This window comes from Streptomyces sp. NBC_00252 (assembly GCF_036187565.1).
In the GTDB taxonomy this organism is placed as follows: Bacteria; Actinomycetota; Actinomycetes; order Streptomycetales; family Streptomycetaceae; genus Streptomyces.
In genome coordinates this window covers 5,552,233-5,571,389 of the sequence record NZ_CP108087.1, presented here as the reverse complement: position 1 = coordinate 5,571,389, position 19,157 = coordinate 5,552,233, and the positions used below count along the sequence as shown (strand labels likewise).

The following is a 19,157-nucleotide window of genomic DNA, read 5'->3' as shown; positions in this document are numbered from 1 at the left end:
GCCCTTCCACAGAGTGGGTGCCCGCATCCGGGCAGGGCGGGAACCCGAACGCGTAAGGTGGCGTGCTCGTAGACATATACGAGTACGCCATCGAACGCGACGAGGGAGACGCCCCGACGATGCCCGGAAGCAGCGGCAGCGGCGCCGTGACCCGCAGCACCCTGCGGCAGCAGATCGCCGACGCGCTTCGCGACGAGGTCCTGGCCGGCCGGCTCCAGCCCGGCCAGGAGTTCACGGTGAAGGAGATCGCCGAGCAGTACGGCGTCTCCGCCACCCCGGTCAGGGAAGCTCTCGTCGATCTCTCCGCGCAGGGACTCCTGGAAGCCGACCAGCACCGCGGCTTCCGCGTCCACGAGTACTCGGTGGCCGACCACCGCGGGATGATCGAGGCCCGCGCCCTGGTCACCGAGGGCATGTTCCTGGCCCTGACCGGGGGGCACCCCGTCTTCGACCGCACCGACGACCCGCGGACGGTCGCCGCGCTCGCCGGGGTCCGCCGCCGCGGCGAGGAGGCGCAGCGCGCCGCCGACGCCGGTGACCTCTCCGTGCTGATCGGCTACGACCTGCGCTTCTGGCGCGAGTTGAGCGCCATGTTCGGCAACCCCTACCTCGGCGACTTCCTGCACCGGCTGCGCGTCCAGTCCTGGGTGTGCACGGTGCAGCACCTGCGGCGGCTGAGCGATCTGCGCGGCCGGCTGTGGTCCGAACACACCGAACTCGTCGACGCCCTGGCGCGCCGCGACACCCCGGCCGCCCGCTCGATCGTCCTCGCGTACAACACGCACTCCCTCGACCTCATCGAGCGGCTGGCCGCCCGGTGACCGGACCGGAAAGGGCCGCTCCGGCCGTGGACAGTGCCTCCGTGGACCTCAGTGTCGTCGTGCCCGCCTACAACGAGGAACGGCGGCTCGGGCCGACGCTGGACGCGATCACCACGTATCTCGCCGACAACGAGGGCCGCTTCGGCGAGTGGGAGATCGTCGTCGCCGACGACGGCTCCGACGACGGGACCCGCGAGGTCGTCAACTCCCGCGCCGACCCCCGGGTGCAGCTGGTCACCAGCCCCCGCAACCGCGGCAAGGGCCACGCCCTGCGCCTCGGCGTCGCCGCCTCGCGCGGCCACCGGGTGCTGGTCACGGACGCCGATCTGGCCGCGCCCATCGAGGAGTTGGAGAAGCTCGACAAGGAGCTGAGCGAGGGCCGCGCGGCCGCGATCGGCTCCCGCGCGGCGCCCGGCGCGACGATCGAGAGCCACCAGCACCCCATACGTGAACTCCTGGGCCGCGCGGGCAACTTCCTCATACGCCAGGCCGCGGTGCCCGGCATACGGGACACCCAGTGCGGCTTCAAGCTGTTCGAGGGCGACCGGGCCCGCGAGGCCTTCGCCGCCTCCCGCATCAACGGCTGGGGCATCGACGTGGAGGTCCTCCAGCACTTCCGCCGGGCGAACTGGGAGGTCGCCGAGGTGCCGGTGCGCTGGGCCCACCAGTCCGGCTCGAAGGTGAGACCCCTCGACTACGCCAAGGTCCTCACGGAACTGGGCCGCCTCCGCGCCCGCTCCCTGCGCCCCGCCGACCTCCTGGTCGTCGTCCTCTTCCTGCTGATGTCGGTCGGCCTCTACTCGGGCCGCCTCTTCGACCCGAACCACCGCTACCTGGTCGACTCGCTCCAGGACCAGAACCAGTGGGAGTGGTTCTTCGCGGTCACGGCCGACAACGTCGCCCACTTCCACAACCCGCTCTTCAGCGACCTCCAGGGCTTCCCCGACGGCGTGAACCTCATGGCCAACACGGTCATGCTGGGCCTGTCGGTCCCCTTCGCGCCCCTCACCCTGCTGGCAGGGCCCGCGGTCTCGCTGAGCGTCTGCATGGCGCTGGGTCTCGCGGTCACGGCCGCCGCCTGGTACTGGCTGATCGTGAAGCGCGTCGTACGGCAGCGGGCCGCGGCCTTCGTCGGCGCCTCGCTCGCGGCCTTCGCCCCGCCGATGGTCAGCCACGCCAACGCGCACCCGAACTTCGTCATCCTCTTCATGATCCCGCTGATCATCGACCGCGCCCTGCGCCTGTGCGCGGGCACCCGGGTCGTCCGGGACGGGATCGTGCTCGGCCTGATGGCGGCCTACCAGATCTTCCTCGGCGAGGAGCCGCTGCTCCTGGCCACGATGGGCATGATCCTGTTCGCCGCCGCCTACGGAGTCCTCCACCGGGACGTGGTGAAGGCGTCCTGGCGCCCGCTTCTGAAGGGCCTCGGCATCGCGGCTGCGGTCTGCGCCCCGATCATCCTGATCCCGATCTACTACCAGTTCGTGGGCCCGCAGAGCTACAAGAGCGTCCTGCACGGCGACAACGCGGGCAACAGCCCCCTCGCGCTGCTCTCCTTCGCCGAACGCTCCCTGATCGCGGGCAACGAGGTCCGCGCGAACTCCCTCTCCCTCAACCCCACCGAGCAGAACGCCTTCTACGGCTGGCCGCTCGTCGCCCTCGCCTTCGCGATCGTCGTACGGCTGTGGGAGCACGCCCTCGTCAAGGCGCTCGCGTTCACCGCGGTCGCCGCCGCGATCCTCTCCATGGGCCCCAAGATCCGCATCCCGCTCACGGACACGGTCTACCCGGGGCCCTGGGCCCTGCTCGCCCACAAGCCGCTCTTCGAGTCGGTGATCGAGGGCCGGGTCGCGATGATCTGCGCGCCCGCGCTCGGCATGCTGCTGGCCATCGCGGTCGACAAGCTGGCGGCGACACGGCAGCTCGGCACGCAGTACGTGGGCCTGCTCGCCGTGGCCATGGCCCTGATCCCGATCATCCCGGCGCCCCTGAAGGCCGTCGACCGGGCGACCGTGCCCGCCTTCTTCACCGACGGCACCTACAAGTCGTACGTCCGCGCCGGCGAATCGATCGTCCCGCTCCCGCTCGCCGACCCCGGCGCGGCGGAGCCCCTGCACTGGCAGACCGCCGCCGACCTCGGCTTCAAGATGCCGGGCGGCTACTTCAACGGCCCCTACGGCGACGACCGCATCGGCATCTACGGCGCCCCGCCCCGCTACACCTCCAACATGCTGCGGGACGTCCGCTACACCGGTGTGATCCCGACCATCGGCAGGAACTGGCAGGCGCAGGCCAAGGTCGACTTCGCGTACTGGCACGCGGGTGCGCTGGTGGTCGCGCCGCAGCCCAACGACGACAAGCTCCGCGCGGCGGTGGAGAAGCTGGTGGGGCGCCCCGGTAAGTGGGTGGACGGTGTGTGGGTATGGGACCTGCACGAGGGGAGCTGACCCGGGCCGCACCGACTACTCTTCCCCCTACTCTTGCCTGACCACCATGCGAGATCCACGATGCGCAGCGAGTAACCGAGGAGCCCCCTTTTGGCCTGTGACCTGTGGCTGGTCCCGCTCGTCGACGTGTTGTGCCACACCCCCGACAACCCGTTCGCCGACGAACTCGCGCTCTACAACTCCCTGTTGGCCGAGGCCGGGCTCCCCCCGGTGCCGGTGTACCAGTACATGCCGGGACTGTCCGGCGAGGTCGCCCCGGTCGCGGGTTTCGACTACGACGCGCTGCACTTCCTGCGCCGGGCCTACCTGCTCCAGGTCTGCGGCCTCCCGGTGACGCCGGTCGACGAACTCGGCGGCGACTACGAACAGCTCCTGGAGATGTTCGAGAACACGGCCCAGCAGTCCCACCTGGTCTGGCACTACGACCACGCGGGCGCCTATGTCCCGGTCGACTTCCCGCATCCGCTGTCGAACGACGAACTCCTCGCGGGCGGCGGCCCGTTGGGCTCGTCCCAGACGCTGCTCCGCGAGCTGGAGTTCGTCGCCCCGACGATCGGCATCGACCCGGCGAACCCGCCGGCGACGCCCGAACCTCCCGCCGCGCCCACGGAGTTGGAGGAACCGGCCGTTCCCGCGCCGTACGACCCCAGCCCGTTCGCCCGCGAACGGCACGTGTGGCTGGGCCTGCACGCGGCGGCGACCCGCAGCCTGGCCCAGGGCTCGATGATCGTGTTCAGCTAGCGCCGCGTGCGGAAGGTGTTCTCGTCCGCCGCCATGTCCTGTGTGCCGATGACGCCGAGCAGTTCGAGCTGGGCGGCGCCCTCGGTGCCGGGCGGGGCCGTGAACCACAGGAGGCGCTGACGGCCGTCCTCGCTGAACAGGCTGTGGCAGTCCAGCTCGATGACGCCCAGCGTGGGATGCACGATCCGCTTGTGGTCGGTGCGCCGCAGGCCGACGTCCTGTGTGTCCCACAGCGCGGCGAACTCCGGGCTGCGCTTCCGCAGGGCCGCCGTCATCCCGGCGACCTCGCTGTCCCGGCTGCGGCGGGCGGCCACCGCGTGCAGGTCGGCGACGAAGACCCGTGAGTGATGCGCGTGGTCCTCGGGCGGATAGACCGCGCGGGACGCCGGATCGGTGAACCACCGGTACGCGAACCCGGAGACGGGCCCACGCGGCTCCGGTGCCCGCCCGAGCAGCGCGACGGCCAGTTCGTTCTGTACGAGGGTCTCGTGCAGGTCGGTGATCACCTGGGCCGGGGTCGTCGCCAGCCGGTCCAGCAGCCCCAGCAGCGCGGGCTGGACGTGCCGTGCGCCCACCCCGTGCGCCGACTCCGGCAGCGGCCGGTCGGCGAGGTGGAACAGATGGTCCCGCTGGTCACCGCCGAGCCGCAGCGCACGGGCGAGCGCGGACAGGGTCTGGGCGGAGGGCTGGGCGCCGCGCCCGCGCTCCAGCTCGGTGTAGTAGTCGGCGGACAGCCCCGCGAGCTGCGCGACCTCCTCCCGGCGCAGACCGGGCACCCGGCGCCGGGGCCCGACGGGCAGCCCGACGTCGGCCGGCCGGACCCGGTCACGCCGGGACTTCAGGAACGCCGCGAGCTCGGGAAGGTTCACCCGTCCATCGTCCCCTCTCCGCGAGGTCCGAGCCAGGGGCCGCCAACCCCTGGGTGGGCTCAGCCCTGGCCGGGCGGGCGCGGCGGACGGATGGTTGTCCCGTCCCGCACAGCACCACGAGGAAACACAGCAGCACGAGGAAAGAGAGCACCATGCCTTTCGCCAACTTCAAGGTCCCCGCCGGCGCCCTCACCGCGGAGCAGAAGGAGCAGATCGTCACGCGCACGACCGACCTGTACGCCGAGATCTTCGGCGACGGCGCCCGCGCCACCACCCTCGTCCTGGTCGAAGAGGTCGCCGACGCGGGCTGGGGCATCGGCGGCGGGGTCCTGACCCTCGCCAGGATCCAGGGCACCCCGCGGGAATGAGGCCCTACCGCACCTTGCCGAGACCCGCCTCGACCTCCTCCGGGTTCATCACCGGTACGTAGGTCAGCTCTGCGCCGAGGTTGAGGAAGAGCGGCTCGCTGATCGCCGGAATGTCGGTCGGGTCCTTCAGATCGAAGAACACCAGCGCGGTCCGCTTGCCGTTCTCCGCCGTGAAGTACGCGGCCTCGGGCTTGATCTGCTCCAGGGACTCCTGGATCAGCTTCCCCAGAGTCCCGCTCCGAGCGGCATCGTTCGCCTTCTCGGTGTCCAAGGACGCCTTCAGCATCATGCGCATCGCAGTCACCTTCTTCGGGTTGGCGTGCGCGGGGTGGACTCCGTCAGGATATGCCCGATATGCGGGTGATGTTCGATTTCCTGACGGATCCACGACGGAACCGGGCGGAGCGGTCGGGCTAGAAGACCGCCGTACCGGCCTGCGTCAGCTTCCAGTTCACCGCCGCGAAGTCCGCCGGGTCCAGGCTGCCCTTCGCCGTGACGTAGGCGATCATCAGGTCGCGGACCTGGTCGGGGGCGCTGTAGACGGTCTCCGCCGACGCGATGTGCGGGTAGCCGGAGCCGCCGTTCGCGCGGTAGTTGTTGACCGCGACGACGAAGACCTGGTCGTCCGTGACCGAAGTGCCGTTGTACGTCAGGTTCTTGATGCGCGAACCCTCGGCCTGGGCGATGTCGATGTCGTAGGAGACGCCCACGGCCACGTCGTACATGTAGTCCCAGAAGCTGTTGGCGTTGGTGAGGGTCGCGGTGTCGACCTTCGTGCCCGCCGGGACCTGGTGGTAGTACTTCGCCGCGTACTCCAGGTAGTCCTTGAGCTGGGCGCCGGTGAGCTTCTTGCCGTAGAGGGTGTTGTCGTAGATGTAGAGGCCGGCGATGTCCTTGATGGTGACCGCGCCCTCGGGGATGTCGGCCGTGCGGCTGAAGGGGGCCGCGACCGAGATCAGCGGGAGGGCCGCGTCGGCGGTCGAGAGGCCCGCCTTCACCGAGTCCATCTGCACCTGCTGGATGAAGTCCATGATCGGCACGTCCTTCCAGCAGGACTCCGCCGCCGAGAGGTCCTCGGTGCAGGTGCCGACCGCCGTGTTGACGTACTTCACGACCAACTCGTGGTCCGCTTCGAGGAGTTTCCTGATCTCCGGGTCCTCGTCCACCGTGTTCGGGTTGAGGGTCTGCGCCGTCTTGCTGGTGATCTTCCACTGGCCGCGGACGAGTTCGAGCTCGAAGTCGAAGACGCTCAGGCGGTAGCCCCAGCAGTACGGCTCGGAGAGCAGGACGTCCGCGCCGGTCTTCTCGTTCTTCACCGTGTACGACGGCACCTCGACGTGGGTGTGGCCCACGAGGATCGCGTCGATGCCGGGGACCTGCTCGGCGACGAGGTTGGAGGCGTTCTCGACGTACGGCAGCTCGTCGCCGTAGGACGAACTGCCGTCCAGGCCCGAGTGGTCGGTGAGGAAGACGACGTCACAGCCGAGCGCGCGCAGCCGCGGCACGTACTTCTTCGCCTGCTCGACGAGGCCCGGGAAGACCATCTTGCCGCTGACGTTGTCCTTGTCCCACAGCGCGATGCCCGGGTTGGTGAGGCCGAGGATGCCGACCTTGATGTCGGGGGCGCCGGGGACCCGGATGTGCTTCACGGTGTACGGCGCGAACGCCGGGCGCAGGGTCTTCGCGTCCAGCGCGTTGGCCCCGAGCAGCGGAAAGTGACACTGCTGCTCGAACTTGCGCAGGGTGTCGATGCCGTAGTTGAACTCGTGGTTGCCGAGGGCGGCGGCGTCGTAGCGCATGTGGTTCATGGCCGTGGCCATCGGGTGCTTGGCGCCGCTCGTGATGGGGTCCACGCGCGCGAAGTAGTAGCCCAGCGAGGTGCCCTGGATGATGTCACCGGCGTCGACGAGCAGGACGCGGCCCTCGCCCTTCGCCTTGCGCTGCTCCTTGATGAGGGTGGCGACGCGGGCGACGCCGACGGAGTTGCCCTTGCTGTCCGAGTACGCCTTGTCCGAGTAGTAGTCCCAGTCGAAGACGTGGCTGTGCAGGTCGGTCGTGCCCAGGATGGAGAACGACCAGGTCTTCGGCCGGTGTGGGGGCTTGTGGTGACGGTCGGCCGCCTCGGCCGGGGTCACCGCCGCCGTCCCCGCGACGGCCGCGACGGCGCCCGTGACGGCGGACTTCTGCACGAACTCACGGCGATTCATGGGATTGACGGGCATTCAGGACTCCTGAGGGGGCGCGGAGGGCGGGTGGTGGCGTACGGGGTGCGGCGGGCTACCCGCGTAGATGTTGGCCTCCGCCCGTTACCGGCGTAACCACGGGCAGCCCAAGGGCCGGTCAAGGATTCCCAAGACCGGCCCAAGCACCCCAGCCAACCGCCGTGCTAGATGAACGAGTTGATCTCGATCGTCTCCGTACGGCCGGGCCCGACGCCGATCGCGGAGATCGGTGCGCCGGACATCTCCTCCAGCGCCTTCACGTACGCCTGCGCGTTCTTCGGGAGGTCCGCGAAGGTCTTGGCCTTCGTGATGTCCTCGCTCCAGCCGGGCAGGGTCTCGTAGATCGGCTTCGCGTGGTGGAAGTCGCTCTGCGAGTACGGGAGTTCCTCGACGCGCTTGCCGTCGATCTCGTACGCCACGCAGACCGGGATCTCCTCCCAGCCGGTCAGGACGTCCAGCTTGGTGAGGAAGAAGTCGGTCAGGCCGTTCACACGGGTCGCGTAGCGGGCGATGACCGCGTCGAACCAGCCGCAGCGCCGGTCACGGCCGGTGGTGACACCCCGCTCGCCGCCGATGCGGCGCAGCGCCTCGCCGTCCGCGTCGAACAGCTCGGTCGGGAACGGGCCCGAGCCGACCCGGGTCGTGTACGCCTTGAGGATGCCGATGACCCGGCTGATCTTCGTCGGGCCGACGCCGGCGCCGGTGCAGGCGCCGCCCGCGGTCGGGTTCGACGACGTCACGAAGGGGTACGTGCCGTGGTCGATGTCCAGGAGCGTGCCCTGGCCGCCCTCGAAGAGGACCACCTTGTCGTCGTCCAGCGCCTTGTTGAGGATCAGGACGGTGTCCGCGACGTACGGCTTGAGCCGGTCCGCGTAGCCCAGCAGCTCCTCGACGACCTGCTCGATGGCGATCGCGCGGCGGTTGTAGAGCTTGGTGAGCATCTGGTTCTTGACGTCGAGGGCAGCCTCGACCTTCTGCGTCAGGATCGACTCGTCGTAGAGGTCCTGGACCCGGATGCCGACGCGGTTGATCTTGTCCGCGTAGGTGGGCCCGATACCCCGGCCCGTCGTCCCGATCTTCCGCTTCCCGAGGAAGCGCTCGGTCACCTTGTCCACCGTCACGTTGTACGGCGTGATGATGTGGGCGTTACCGCTGAGCAGGAGCTTGGACGTGTCGACGCCGCGCTCGTTCAGTCCGTCCAGCTCGGAGAACAGGACCGACGGGTCGACGACGACACCGTTGCCGATGACCGGAGTGCACTCCGGTGTGAGGATCCCGGAAGGGAGCAGGTGAAGGGCGTACTTCTGATCGCCCACGACTACCGTGTGGCCGGCGTTGTTGCCGCCCTGGTAGCGCACCACATAGTCGACCGACCCACCTAGCAGGTCCGTCGCCTTTCCCTTGCCTTCGTCACCCCACTGAGCACCGAGCAGCACAAGTGCGGGCACGCGCGTACACCCCTTCCGGGCGGGGCATGTCCAAGGTCAGAGGCGTACGTGACACATGTGTGCCTCGTACGCCCGCGACCCTCGTCGGCCGCAACCCGTCGGACCGGATGCCCCGGAATAGACGAAGCCCCTGGCGCAATAGCGCAAGGGGCTCTTGCACAAAGATGCTACCCGAGGAAGCGAGGCATGGCCGAGGTGGCGACTTTCGCGACTTCAGATCAGCTGCTGGTCGTCATCGATCAGGTCGCCCGGCGCGCCGACGCGGAGTCCGTCCGTATCGCGAAAGACGTGCTCAGCGCGGGTGCGGCGACGAAGGTGTGCCTGCCGGACGGGCCCGAGGAGTTCGCCCGGGTGCTCGCCCGGCGGGGCTCCCGGCGCCCGGTGGTGATCGGCGACGACCGCGCCCTGCTCCGCGCAGTGTCCCTGCTGTACCGGCAGCGGGAACTGGCCGGATGTGCTCTGTCGATGGTGCCGGTGGGAGCGGCCCTCTCCCTCGCGGGGGCGCTGGGCGTGCCCACGGGCGCGGTCGCGGCGGCGCGTGCGGTGCTCGACGGCGTCGTACGGCGGAAGGACCTGCTGGTCGACGAGAGCGACGGGGTGGTGCTCGGCGCGCTGCGGATCCCCTCGCTTCCCGTGCGGGCGGCTCCGGCGGAGGAGCAGACCCCGGTGCCGTCCGGTTCCGGTCACGCGTCCTGGCTGCGGACCTGCCAGTCGCTGGTACGGACCCTGGTGCCGCCCCGGCCGCCCCGCGAACCCCTCGCCGGGGTCACCCGGCTCGGGCCCGCGCGGCTGCGGGTCGAGGTGGACGGGGTGACGCTGGTGGACCTGGACCAGCCGGTGGACGGGGTGTCCGTGACCCCGGGCGCGTCCGGCTTCGCCGAGGTGGAGGTACGGCCCGTCTCGGTCGGCGCCGAGGCGTCACCGCTGTGCGCGCGGGGGCGGAGCGTGACCGTGTCGGGGGCGGATTTCCGGTACCGGGCGGATGCGGTGGTCGGGGGGCCGGTGCGGACACGGACGTGGGTGGTGCGGGAGGGAGCTTGGGGGCTCACGCTGCCCGGGTGACGGGGGTGCCGTGGGGGTGGGGCCGGGGTGGGGGTGGGCGGTTCGGGTCGGTTGGGTGCGGGGTGCGGTCCGGGTGTGTGCGCGGTTCGGGTCGGTTGGGTGCGGGGTGCGGTCCGGGTGTGTGCGCGGTGCGGGTCGGTCGGGTGCGGAGTGCGGTCCGGGTGTGTACGGGGTGCGGGTCGGTCGGGTGCGGAGTGCGGTCCGGGTGTGTACGGGGTGCGGGTCGGTCGGGTGCGCGGTGCGGCGCGGTGGGGGCTGGTCGCGCCCGCGCGGCGGAGCCGCAGATCGATGCGGCCTCGCGCCCCTGAGGGGGTTGGGGTGGGCGGGGTGGGGCGGGTGCCGGAATGCGGTCTCCCCCCGGCGCGTCGGTGGCCGGAGGGACCAGGGGAGGGTTGGTTCAGCCGCCCTGGCCGGCGCTGCCGATCGGGCCGACCTTGACCGAGGAGCCGGAGCCGTCGGTGACGGGCAGGGACGCGGCGCCCGGCCAGGCGAGGGTGACCGAGTGGGTCTCGTCCGGCGGGGTCACGACCAGCCCGGTGATCCGGACGCCGGAGCCGCCCGACGTGTTGAGCGGGTAGCTGACCGGGAAGTACGTCGACTCACCGTTCTTGAGCACGGCCGACACGGTCTCCTGACCGGTGCGCTTCGCGGACAGCGACCCCGCGTTGGTCTTCAGGTCGACGCCCGCGTACCCGGCGACGGTGCAGTCGTGGCCGCTGCGGTTGGTCAGCGTGACGACCACCGTGCCGTCGGTGTCACCGCCGATGGTGCCGTCCTGCGCGGTGATCTTCAGACCGGCGGTGAGGCACTTGCCGGTCCTGGCACTCGCACCGGTGCCGGACCCTGACCCGGCGGTCTTGCCCGAGCCCTTCGAGCCGGAGCCGGACGAGGTCCCGGTCCCCGTCGAGGTCCCACTCCGGTCCGAGGCGTTCGTACCCGAACCACCGCCCGTGGACGAGGAGTTGGAGTCGGAGCCGGAGCCGCCCCCGGTCGACGCGGAGGACGTGGACGACGGGTCGCTCGGCCCGTTGCCCGCGTTGTCGTTCCCACTCTGGCAGGCGGTGAGCGAGAGACCGGCGGCGACGGCCAGGGCGGCGAAGGTGAGCTTGTGAACGCGCATCGTCTTGATTCCTCGGTGTCGGTCAGCAGTGAGCGTTTCCGACCAGGAGGAGCGCCCGAGGCCACACCGCCGTTCCTCCCAACCCCCTCCCAGGACATGCCTGTTACACACACCTACCGGCACCACACCCCCCGGTCACCGCCCCGGCCCAGCCCCGACAGGCGTTCCGGCCCCTGACATCAACCCACCCAAGCGGACAGCCCGTTGGGACAGACCCGTGACCCGCGCCGGCGAACCCCCCACCCGCCCCCCGCCTCACCCAGGCAACCCCACCCCCACATCCGCGTCGTCCTTCAACCCCACCCCCGTGACCCCCAACTCCCGCGCCCTCCCCATGAGCCCCGCCAACTTCCCCGCAGCCACCTCATACGCCATCCCCGAGGGCGGGCGAATATTGGAAAGGCAGTTACGAGACGCATCCGTGGTAACCCCCGGCACAGGCCGGTACGTCAGATACGCCCCCAACGAATCCGCCGCCGACATCCCAGGCCGCTCGCCGACGAACACCACGATCATCACCGCCCCCATCGCGGCGGCCACGTCATCGCCGAGGGCAACCCGCGCCTGCTCTGCCAACACCACCGGCCCCACCCGCCACGCCGTCGGCAACAGCGCCGTGGTCGCCCGCACCATCGCCGCCCCGTGCTCGTGCACCGCCCGGCTGGACAGCCCGTCCGCCACGACGAACACCACGTCCCACTCCCCCACCGGCAGATGCGCCCGGTCGGCAGGATCCAACCGCCGCCCCAGATCAGGCCGTTGGAGATAGGTCAGCCGGTCGGGCGCGGCACTCCGCACCCGCACGGTCGGCTCTCCCCGCAACGCCCCCGCCACCAGCTCCGGTTGAAAGGGCGAGTGCACCGCGTCCCGCGCCGCCGCATGCGCGGCCTGCAACTCCAGCCGGTGCTGCGTGGGCAGCCCCGACCCGGCCCGCCCCAGCCCGATCCGCGCCTGCGTGTGCCGACGCAGGGCAGGCCACAAGTCCCGTTCCACCAAAGCTATTTGAGCGTTCGTCATGCGGCCAGTTCCCTTCCGATCGCGGTCAACGGGTGGGCCGTACCGGACACGTCCTGGATCGCGCCGCCCTCGCCCAGCAGGCCGATCGAGTCGAGCCAGGCCTCGAACTCCGGTGCCGGGCGCAACCCGAGGACCTCACGGAGGTACAACGCGTCGTGGTACGAGGCGGATTGGTAGTTGAGCATGATGTCGTCGCCGCCCGGGGTGCAGATCACGAAGGACGCGCCGGCCACGCCGAGCAGGGTGAGCATCGTGGCGATGTCGTCGTCGTCCGCGTCGGCGTGGTTGGTGTAGCAGATGTCCAGGCCCATGGGCAGGCCGAGCACCTTGCCGCAGAAGTGGTCCTCCAGGGCGGCGCGGAGGATCTGCCGGCCGTCGTAGAGGTACTCCGGGCCGATGAAGCCCACCACCGTGTTCACGAGGAACGGGTCGTAGCGCCGGGCCACCGCGTACGCCCGTGCCTCGACCGTCTGCTGGTCCACGCCGTGGTGCGCGTCGGCGGAGAGGGCGCTGCCCTGCCCGGTCTCGAAGTACATGACGTCGGAGCCGACGGTGCCCCGGCCGAGGGCCTTCGCCGCCTCGTACGCCTCGTCGAGCAGGCCGAGCGTGACGCCGAAGGAGGCGTTCGCCGCCTGGGTGCCCGCGATGGACTGGAAGACGAGGTCGACGGGCGCGCCGGACGCCATCAGGTCGACGCTGGTGGTGACGTGGGACAGGACGCAGGACTGGGTGGGGATGGCGTACCGCTGGATGACTCCGTCGAGCAGTTCCAGCAGGTCACGTACCGCCTTCGGGCTGTCCGTCGCGGGGTTGATGCCGATCACCGCGTCGCCGGAGCCGAGCAGCAGCCCGTCGAGGAGGGCCGCGGCGACACCGGCGGGGTCGTCGGTGGGGTGGTTGGGCTGAAGGCGGGTGGCGAGCCGCCCCGGCAGACCGATCGTCGAGCGGAACGCGGTCACGACCCGCACCTTCCGCGCGACGGCGACGAGATCGGCGTTGCCCATCAGCTTCGAGACGGCCGCGACCATCTCCGGCGTCAACCCGGGTGCCACGGCGGCCAGTTCACCGCTGTCCGCAGCGAGCAGCCACTCCCGGAACCCGCCGACCGACAGCCCGGCCACCGCCGCGAACGCGCCCGTGTCGTGCGTGTCGAGAATCAGCCGCGTCACGTCGTCGGTCTCGTACGGGATCACCGGCTCGGCGAGGAACGCGGCCAGCGGCACGTCCGCCAGCGCCCAGCGAGCGGCCACCCGCTCCTGCGCGGACTCGGCTGCCAGCCCCGCCAGCCGGTCGCCGGACCGCTCCGGGCTCGCGGCGGCGAGCAGGCGCGCGAGGGAGCCGAAGCGGTAGCGGTGGCCGCCGAGCGTGGAGGTGTACGTACTCATGCCGGTGACCGTACGAGGGGCGTGTTGCGGCCAGATTTCTAATGGTCTGGTTGACAAACATTTAACGTCCCGCAACCCTTGCCCGACTTATTCGGCCTACAGAGTTCCGGTTCGACGCACCAGCCGAGCAGCAGGAGAGGAGCCATCCCGATGGCAGTGGACGAAGGAGTCGCCCCCGCGGCGGACGTAAGCGAGGACGGCGCCGTTCACCGGCTCAAGCCCAACGCCATCGGCCTGCTGGGCGTGGTCTTCATGGCCGTCGCGACCGCCGCTCCGATCACCGCGATGACCGGCAACGTGCCCTTCATGGTCTCGTCGGGGAACGGCATAGGCGCCCCGGCGAGCTACCTCGTCGCAATGGTCGTCCTGGCAATCTTTTCCGTCGGCTTCACGTCGATGGCGAAGCACATCACCTCGACCGGCGCCTTCTACGGCTTCATCTCCTACGGCCTCGGCCGCACCGTCGGACTCGCCTCCGGGATGCTCGCCACCTTCGCCTACATGGTGTTCGAGCCGGCCCTCATCGGCATCTTCTCCACCTTCGCCACCGGAACCTTCAAGGACCAGACGGGACTTGACGTCCCGTGGTGGGTCTTCGCGATCGTCATGCTGGCCGTCAACGCGACGGGCACGTGGTTCGGCGTCTCGGTCGCCGAGAAGCTGCTCGTCGTCCTCCTCGGCACCGAGGTGACCGTCCTCGCCGCGATGGCGATCTCGGTCGCCCTGCACGGCGGCGGCCCGCACGGTTTCACCTTCGGTCCGGTCAACCCGGTCAACGCGTTCAAGGGCACCAGCGCGGGCCTCGGCCTCTTCTTCGCGTTCTGGTCGTGGGTCGGCTTCGAGTCGACGGCGATGTACGGCGAGGAGTCCCGCGACCCGAAGAAGATCATCCCCAAGGCGACGATGATCAGCGTCCTGGGCGTCGGCGTCTTCTACGTCTTCGTCTCCTGGATGGCCATCATCGGCAACGGCGAGAGCGAGGCCGTGAAGGTCGCCTCGTCGGCGAACCCGCTCGCCCTCTTCTTCAACCCCACCGAGCACTACGTCGGCCACTGGGCGGTCGACCTCATGCAGTGGCTGATGATCACCGGCTCGCTCGCCTGCGGCATGGCCTTCCACAACTGCGCCAGCCGCTACATGTACGCGCTGGGCCGCGAGGGCGTCCTCCCCTCCCTGAAGAACACGGTCGGCCGCACCCACGCGAAGCACGGTTCCCCGCACATCGCCGGGTTCGTGCAGACCGTGGTGAGCGCCGTCCTGATCCTCGCGTTCTGGGCCACGACCAAGGACCCGGCCAACGCGCTCTACGTCCTTCTCGCCATCCTCGGCACGATGGCGATCCTCGTGGTGCAGGCGGTGTGCTCGTTCGCGGTGCTGGCGTACTTCCGCAGGAACCACCCCGAGAGCCGGCACTGGTTCAAGACGTTCACCGCGCCTCTCCTCGGGGGCATCGCGATGCTGGCGGTGGTACTGCTCCTGGTGTCCAACATGAGCGTGGCGGCGGGCTCGGAGTCCGACTCCCCCGTACTGAAGGCAACCCCGTGGCTGGTACTCCTGGTCGCGGCAACGGGCATCGGCTACGCCCAGTACCTGAAGCGCCGCTCCCCTGAACGCTTTGCCTTGCTGGGGCGCACGGTCCTCGAGGAAACCAAGGAGCGCTGAGGTTCTTTCAGGGGCGCGGGGCTGTGTCGTACTTGTCCGCAGGCCGGTGGTGGGCTGGTCGCGCAGTTCCCCGCGCCCCTTCAGGGCGCGTCCCCTCAGGGCGTAGTGCCGAACCGCTCGTCCCGGTGGACCCGCCAGCGCTCCATCATCGCCGTGATCTCCCCGTCGACGAACTCGAAGAACGCGAGCGTCTCGGCCATACGACGTCCGGCGGGGGTCTCCGCGCCGAGGCTCGCGACCCCCTCCCCCAACGCCGCCTCCCACCGCTTGAGCACGGCCTCGCGGTTGGTCAACGCCTCGTACCACTGGTTCCCCTGAACCCGGTACCGCTCGCGCCGCGAACCCGGTTCCCGTTCGCGCGAAACCATGTGCTGCTGAGCCAGATACCGCACCCCACCCGACACCGCCGCAGGACTGATCCGCAGCTGCTCCCCCAGCTCGACGGAGGTCATCGCCCCCTCGTCGGAGGACAGCAGCGCGGCGAAGATCCGCGCCGGCATCCGCTGCATCCCCGCTTCCACGAGCTGCGCCGCGAACGACTCGACGAACTTCGACACGGACTCCGCGTCCCGCGCACCAGGTGTATCCGTCATGACCTCACCCTAACCCGGGCTTCATACACTTCCTTAACTTCACAAATTTCTGAAAGAAGCGTACGTTCTGAACCATGACGAAGGCCATCACCGTCTCCGGACTGCACAAGTCGTTCGGCACGACGCATGCCCTCACCGGTCTCGACCTGGACGTCGAGGCCGGCGAGGTGCACGGCTTCCTGGGGCCCAACGGCTCCGGCAAGTCCACGACGATCCGCGTCCTGCTCGGCCTCCTCCACGCGGACTCCGGCGCCGCCCAGCTCCTGGGCCGCGACCCCTGGACCGACGCCGTCGAACTGCACCGCCGGGTCGCCTACGTCCCCGGCGACGTGACGCTGTGGCGCAACCTCTCCGGCGGTGAAGTCATCGATCTCTACGGCAAGTTGCGCGGCGGCCTCGACAGGTCCCGGCGCGCCGAACTGATCGACCGCTTCGAACTCGACCCCACCAAAAAGGGCCGCACGTACTCCAAGGGCAACCGCCAGAAGGTCGCCCTCGTCGCCGCGTTCGCCTCGGACGTGGACCTGCTGATCCTCGACGAACCGACGTCGGGCCTCGACCCGTTGATGGAGGAGGTCTTCCAGCGCTGCGTGGAGGAGGAGCGCGACCGGGGCCGGACGATCCTGCTCTCCTCCCACATCCTCAGCGAGGTCGAGGAGTTGTGCGACCGGGTGAGCATCATCCGCAAGGGCCGCACGGTGGAGACCGGTTCTCTGGCCGACCTGCGCCACCTCACCCGCACCAGCGTGACGGCCGAACTGGTCGGTGTCCCCGAAGGGTTGGGAACCCTGCCCGGCGTCCACGACCTCGACATCCAGGGCAAGCGGGTACGGCTCCAGGTGGAGAGCGACCAACTCAACGCGGTTCTAAGGTTGTTGAGCGAGTCCGGCGTGCGGTCGCTGACCTCGAAGCCGCCGACACTGGAGGAGCTGTTCCTCCGCCACTACCAGGAGGCGGACGGCGGTACGGCAGGCGAACCCGGCGGCGGTACGGTCACGGAAGGCGCGGTGTCCCGATGACCGCCGCCGCCACCCTCGCCGTACGCCCCGGCGGCGGCTCACGCCAACTCACCGGCACCGGCGCCCTGTTGCGCTTCAACCTGCGCCGCGACCGCGTGGTGGTCCCGGCCTGGGTGGCCGTGACCGGCCTCCTCGTCCTCTCCCTCCCCGGCTCGCTCAAGAGCGTGTACTCGACGCCCGCCCAACGCGCCGACATCGCCCGCCAGATGCTCACCAACAGCTCGCTGCGCGCCACCTACGGTCCGGTGTTCAGCGACTCGCTCGGCGGTCTCACCGCGTGGCGCATCGGCGGCTACGCCGCGATCCTCGCCGGGATCATGAGCCTGATCGTCGTCGTACGGCACACGCGTGACGAGGAGGAGAGCGGCCGTCAGGAGCTCATCTCCTCGGCGACGGTGGGCCGCAGCGCACCACTGACCGCGGCCCTGCTGACGGCCCTGGTCGCCAACTCCGCGCTCGCCCTGCTGATTTGGGGTGGCCTGGCAGGTCAGGGGGCGGCCGGAGCCCTCGCACTCGGGCTCGGCATCGGCGGGGCCGGCATGGTGTTCGCGACGCTCGCGGCGATCGTCGCGCAGTTCACGGACAGCGGCCGACTGGCGAAGGGCCTGACCGGCGGACTGCTGGGCGCGGGCTTCGTCCTCCGCGCGGTGGGCGACTCGACCACCGACGACGGCTCCTCCCCGGCGACTTGGATCTCCCCGATCGGCTGGCTGGAGAACCTGCGCCCGTTCGCGGCCGAACGCTGGTGGGTACTGGCCCTGTTCGCGGCTGCCGCACTCGTACAAGGCGTGGTGGCCTACGAGTTGGCGGGCCGCCGGGACGTGGGCATGAGCTTCTTCCCGGCCCGCCCGGGTCCGGCGCACGGCCGTCTCGGCACGGCGGCGGCGCTGGCCTGGCGGCTCCAGCGGGGCAGCGTCCTGGGCTGGAGCCTGGGCTTCCTCGCGGCCGGGGTCGCCTTCGGAGGGATCACGAAGGGCGCGGCGGACCTCGTCGGGGACAACGCCAGGACGCGGGAGATCATCGAGCGGATGGGCGGCCAGTCCGGCGTCCAGAACGCGTTCCTGGCCACGATGGTCGGCCTGTTCGGCATGCTGGCCGCGCTGTACGCGGTCGCGTCGGTCCTGCGCCTGCACGGCGAGGAGACGAGCGGCCGAGCCGAACCGATCCTGGCGAACGCGGTGGGCCGACTGCGCTGGGCGGCAGGCCACTTGGTCATCGCCTTCGGCGGCGCGGTACTGATCATGCTCCTGAGCGGCCTCGGCCTGACCCTCGGCTACGGCGCCGACCCGGGCCCGATCCTCGCGGCCTGCCTGGTCCAACTCCCCGCGATCTGGACCCTGGGCGCCCTCGCGGTCCTCCTCCACGGCCTCTTCCCCCGCCTCGCCCCGGCATCCTGGGCGGCGGCGGGACTGGCCCTCGCGCTCGGCTGGATCGGCCCCGCGCTGAACCTCCCCCAGGCGGTCCTCGGCATCTCCCCCTTCGGCCACCTGCCGAAGCTCCCGGGCGGAGACATGGCCTGGGGCCCGGTGATCGTCCTCACGGCGATCGCCGCGGCCCTGGTCGCCGTAGGCCTGACGGGTCTGCGGCGGCGGGACCTCACGACCTGACCGACGGCGGCACGGGAACCTCCGGGGCCGGACCAGCGGGATTCCGGTCGGCCGGGACGGGCGGCCCCTCAGCCGGATGCCGCGGGCCGATCGGTCACCGGAGCGACCTTGTCGAGGCGTCGGCGGGTCTCGTCCGCGTCGAGGGGGCCGCCGTGGCCGGGGAGCAGGCGCTGCGGGCGGCGGTCGAGTGCGGTCATGAGCGCCCTGCGCACTCCGGCGGCGTCCTCGGTGAAGAAGTGGCGCTTCGGGCTCCGGGGGCGCAGCACGCCACCGCGGACCAGGTCGCCGACGAGGGTGTCGTCGCCGACGCGGACGACGAGCGACCCGGGGGTGTGGCCGCCGAACCGCTCGGCGTGCGCGTCGACGCCGTAGGGACTCAGGTCGAACGTGTCCTCGACCAGGATGTCGGCCTCGACCGGCTGGGCCTTCGCGCGCAGGACCATGGGCTTCAGCAGGGCGCCGGCGGGATGACTGACCGGGAGGGCACCGATGCGTCCGGTGCGCAGGAGGTGTTCGTCCCCCAGGCCGACCGCGATCGGCACGCCGGCCTCCGCGAACGAGGCGGCCGTACCGCTGTGGTCGTTGTGGCCGTGGGTCAGGAGGACCAGGGCGATGTCGCGAGGCCGCAGACCCTGCGCGGACAGCGCGTCGCGGAGGCGGTCGCCGTCCTCCGGTCCGCCCGCGTCCACGAGGACGGCCTGCTCACCACGGAGGAGGTAGGCGTTGCTGTTGCCCATGGAGAGCGGGGTGACGGTCGTGGCGCTCATGCGCTGCAC

At 70.5% G+C, this 19,157-nt stretch carries 17 protein-coding genes; 8 read left to right on the top strand and 9 right to left on the bottom strand.

Annotated features, from left to right (window positions below; translation table 11 throughout):
* The first annotated feature begins 119 nt into the window (after positions 1 to 119).
* The 3 genes from OHT77_RS24515 (at position 120) to OHT77_RS24505 (ending at position 4,009) form a co-directional block, all read left to right on the top strand.
* Complete coding sequence (locus OHT77_RS24515; protein WP_328834328.1) at positions 120 to 821, top strand: GntR family transcriptional regulator; 702 nt, start codon at positions 120 to 122, stop codon at positions 819 to 821.
* A 41-nt stretch (positions 822 to 862) separates the two neighbouring features.
* Positions 863 to 3,268: a glycosyltransferase gene (locus OHT77_RS24510; protein ID WP_328830634.1), complete on the top strand. Its 2,406-nt coding sequence runs from the start codon at positions 863 to 865 to the stop codon at positions 3,266 to 3,268.
* Positions 3,269 to 3,358: 90 nt separating this feature from the next.
* Positions 3,359 to 4,009, top strand: a complete 651-nt coding sequence (locus OHT77_RS24505; protein ID WP_328830633.1) for a hypothetical protein — start codon at positions 3,359 to 3,361, stop codon at positions 4,007 to 4,009.
* On the opposite strand, the gene OHT77_RS24500 is transcribed toward OHT77_RS24505, so the two are convergent.
* Positions 4,006 to 4,878 carry a helix-turn-helix transcriptional regulator gene (locus OHT77_RS24500; RefSeq protein ID WP_328830632.1) on the bottom strand — a complete coding sequence of 291 codons (873 nt, stop codon included), beginning with the start codon at positions 4,876 to 4,878 and terminating at the stop codon, positions 4,006 to 4,008. The two genes, OHT77_RS24505 and OHT77_RS24500, sit on opposite strands and share 4 nt — an antisense overlap.
* A 152-nt stretch (positions 4,879 to 5,030) precedes the next feature.
* Between OHT77_RS24500 and OHT77_RS24495 the strand changes: the two genes are divergently transcribed.
* Positions 5,031 to 5,246 (top strand): tautomerase family protein, encoded by a 216-nt coding sequence (locus tag OHT77_RS24495; RefSeq protein ID WP_328830631.1) that lies wholly within the window; start codon positions 5,031 to 5,033, stop codon positions 5,244 to 5,246.
* Positions 5,247 to 5,250: 4 nt separating this feature from the next.
* Here the strand turns inward: OHT77_RS24495 and OHT77_RS24490 are convergent, their stop codons facing one another.
* The 3 genes from OHT77_RS24490 to OHT77_RS24480 all read right to left on the bottom strand — a co-directional run bounded on the left by OHT77_RS24490 (position 5,251) and on the right by OHT77_RS24480 (position 8,916).
* A complete protein-coding gene (locus tag OHT77_RS24490; RefSeq protein WP_266770037.1) occupies positions 5,251 to 5,541 on the bottom strand; it encodes a hypothetical protein in 291 nt (96 codons plus the stop codon).
* Positions 5,542 to 5,659: 118 nt separating this feature from the next.
* Complete coding sequence (locus tag OHT77_RS24485) at positions 5,660 to 7,468, bottom strand: bifunctional metallophosphatase/5'-nucleotidase (RefSeq protein WP_328830630.1); 1,809 nt, start codon at positions 7,466 to 7,468, stop codon at positions 5,660 to 5,662.
* A gap of 164 nt (positions 7,469 to 7,632) precedes the next feature.
* Positions 7,633 to 8,916, bottom strand: coding sequence for an adenylosuccinate synthase (locus OHT77_RS24480; RefSeq protein WP_266770043.1), 1,284 nt, complete (start codon positions 8,914 to 8,916; stop codon positions 7,633 to 7,635).
* Between the two features lie 186 nt (positions 8,917 to 9,102).
* Between OHT77_RS24480 and OHT77_RS24475 the strand changes: the two genes are divergently transcribed.
* On the top strand, positions 9,103 to 9,978 hold the full coding sequence (locus OHT77_RS24475; RefSeq protein ID WP_328830629.1) for a diacylglycerol kinase: 876 nt from the start codon (positions 9,103 to 9,105) through the stop codon (positions 9,976 to 9,978).
* A gap of 397 nt (positions 9,979 to 10,375) precedes the next feature.
* Here OHT77_RS24475 and OHT77_RS24470 read toward each other — a convergent pair whose 3' ends face one another.
* From OHT77_RS24470 to OHT77_RS24460, 3 genes are all read right to left on the bottom strand, one after another.
* Positions 10,376 to 11,098 carry a DUF4232 domain-containing protein gene (locus OHT77_RS24470; protein WP_328830628.1) on the bottom strand — a complete coding sequence of 241 codons (723 nt, stop codon included), beginning with the start codon at positions 11,096 to 11,098 and terminating at the stop codon, positions 10,376 to 10,378.
* Between the two features lie 255 nt (positions 11,099 to 11,353).
* A complete protein-coding gene (gene eutC / locus OHT77_RS24465) occupies positions 11,354 to 12,115 on the bottom strand; it encodes an ethanolamine ammonia-lyase subunit EutC (protein ID WP_328830627.1) in 762 nt (253 codons plus the stop codon).
* The gene (locus OHT77_RS24460; RefSeq protein ID WP_328830626.1) at positions 12,112 to 13,500 is read right to left on the bottom strand and encodes an ethanolamine ammonia-lyase subunit EutB; all 1,389 of its coding nucleotides are present in this window, start codon (positions 13,498 to 13,500) and stop codon (positions 12,112 to 12,114) included. The genes eutC and OHT77_RS24460 overlap by 4 nt, the downstream gene beginning before the upstream one ends.
* Positions 13,501 to 13,650: 150 nt before the next feature.
* On the opposite strand from OHT77_RS24460, the gene OHT77_RS24455 reads away from it, so the two are divergent.
* A complete protein-coding gene (locus OHT77_RS24455) occupies positions 13,651 to 15,162 on the top strand; it encodes an APC family permease (protein ID WP_328830625.1) in 1,512 nt (503 codons plus the stop codon).
* Between the two features lie 95 nt (positions 15,163 to 15,257).
* Here the strand turns inward: OHT77_RS24455 and OHT77_RS24450 are convergent, their stop codons facing one another.
* A complete protein-coding gene (locus OHT77_RS24450; protein ID WP_328830624.1) occupies positions 15,258 to 15,755 on the bottom strand; it encodes a GbsR/MarR family transcriptional regulator in 498 nt (165 codons plus the stop codon).
* Between the two features lie 74 nt (positions 15,756 to 15,829).
* Between OHT77_RS24450 and OHT77_RS24445 the strand changes: the two genes are divergently transcribed.
* Positions 15,830 to 16,774 carry an ABC transporter ATP-binding protein gene (locus OHT77_RS24445; RefSeq protein ID WP_328830623.1) on the top strand — a complete coding sequence of 315 codons (945 nt, stop codon included), beginning with the start codon at positions 15,830 to 15,832 and terminating at the stop codon, positions 16,772 to 16,774.
* Positions 16,771 to 18,381: an ABC transporter permease gene (locus OHT77_RS24440; RefSeq protein WP_328830622.1), complete on the top strand. Its 1,611-nt coding sequence runs from the start codon at positions 16,771 to 16,773 to the stop codon at positions 18,379 to 18,381. Before OHT77_RS24445 ends, OHT77_RS24440 begins: the two co-directional genes overlap by 4 nt.
* Positions 18,382 to 18,449: 68 nt before the next feature.
* Here OHT77_RS24440 and OHT77_RS24435 read toward each other — a convergent pair whose 3' ends face one another.
* Complete coding sequence (locus OHT77_RS24435; RefSeq protein WP_328830621.1) at positions 18,450 to 19,148, bottom strand: MBL fold metallo-hydrolase; 699 nt, start codon at positions 19,146 to 19,148, stop codon at positions 18,450 to 18,452.
* Positions 19,149 to 19,157: the final 9 nt, after the last annotated feature.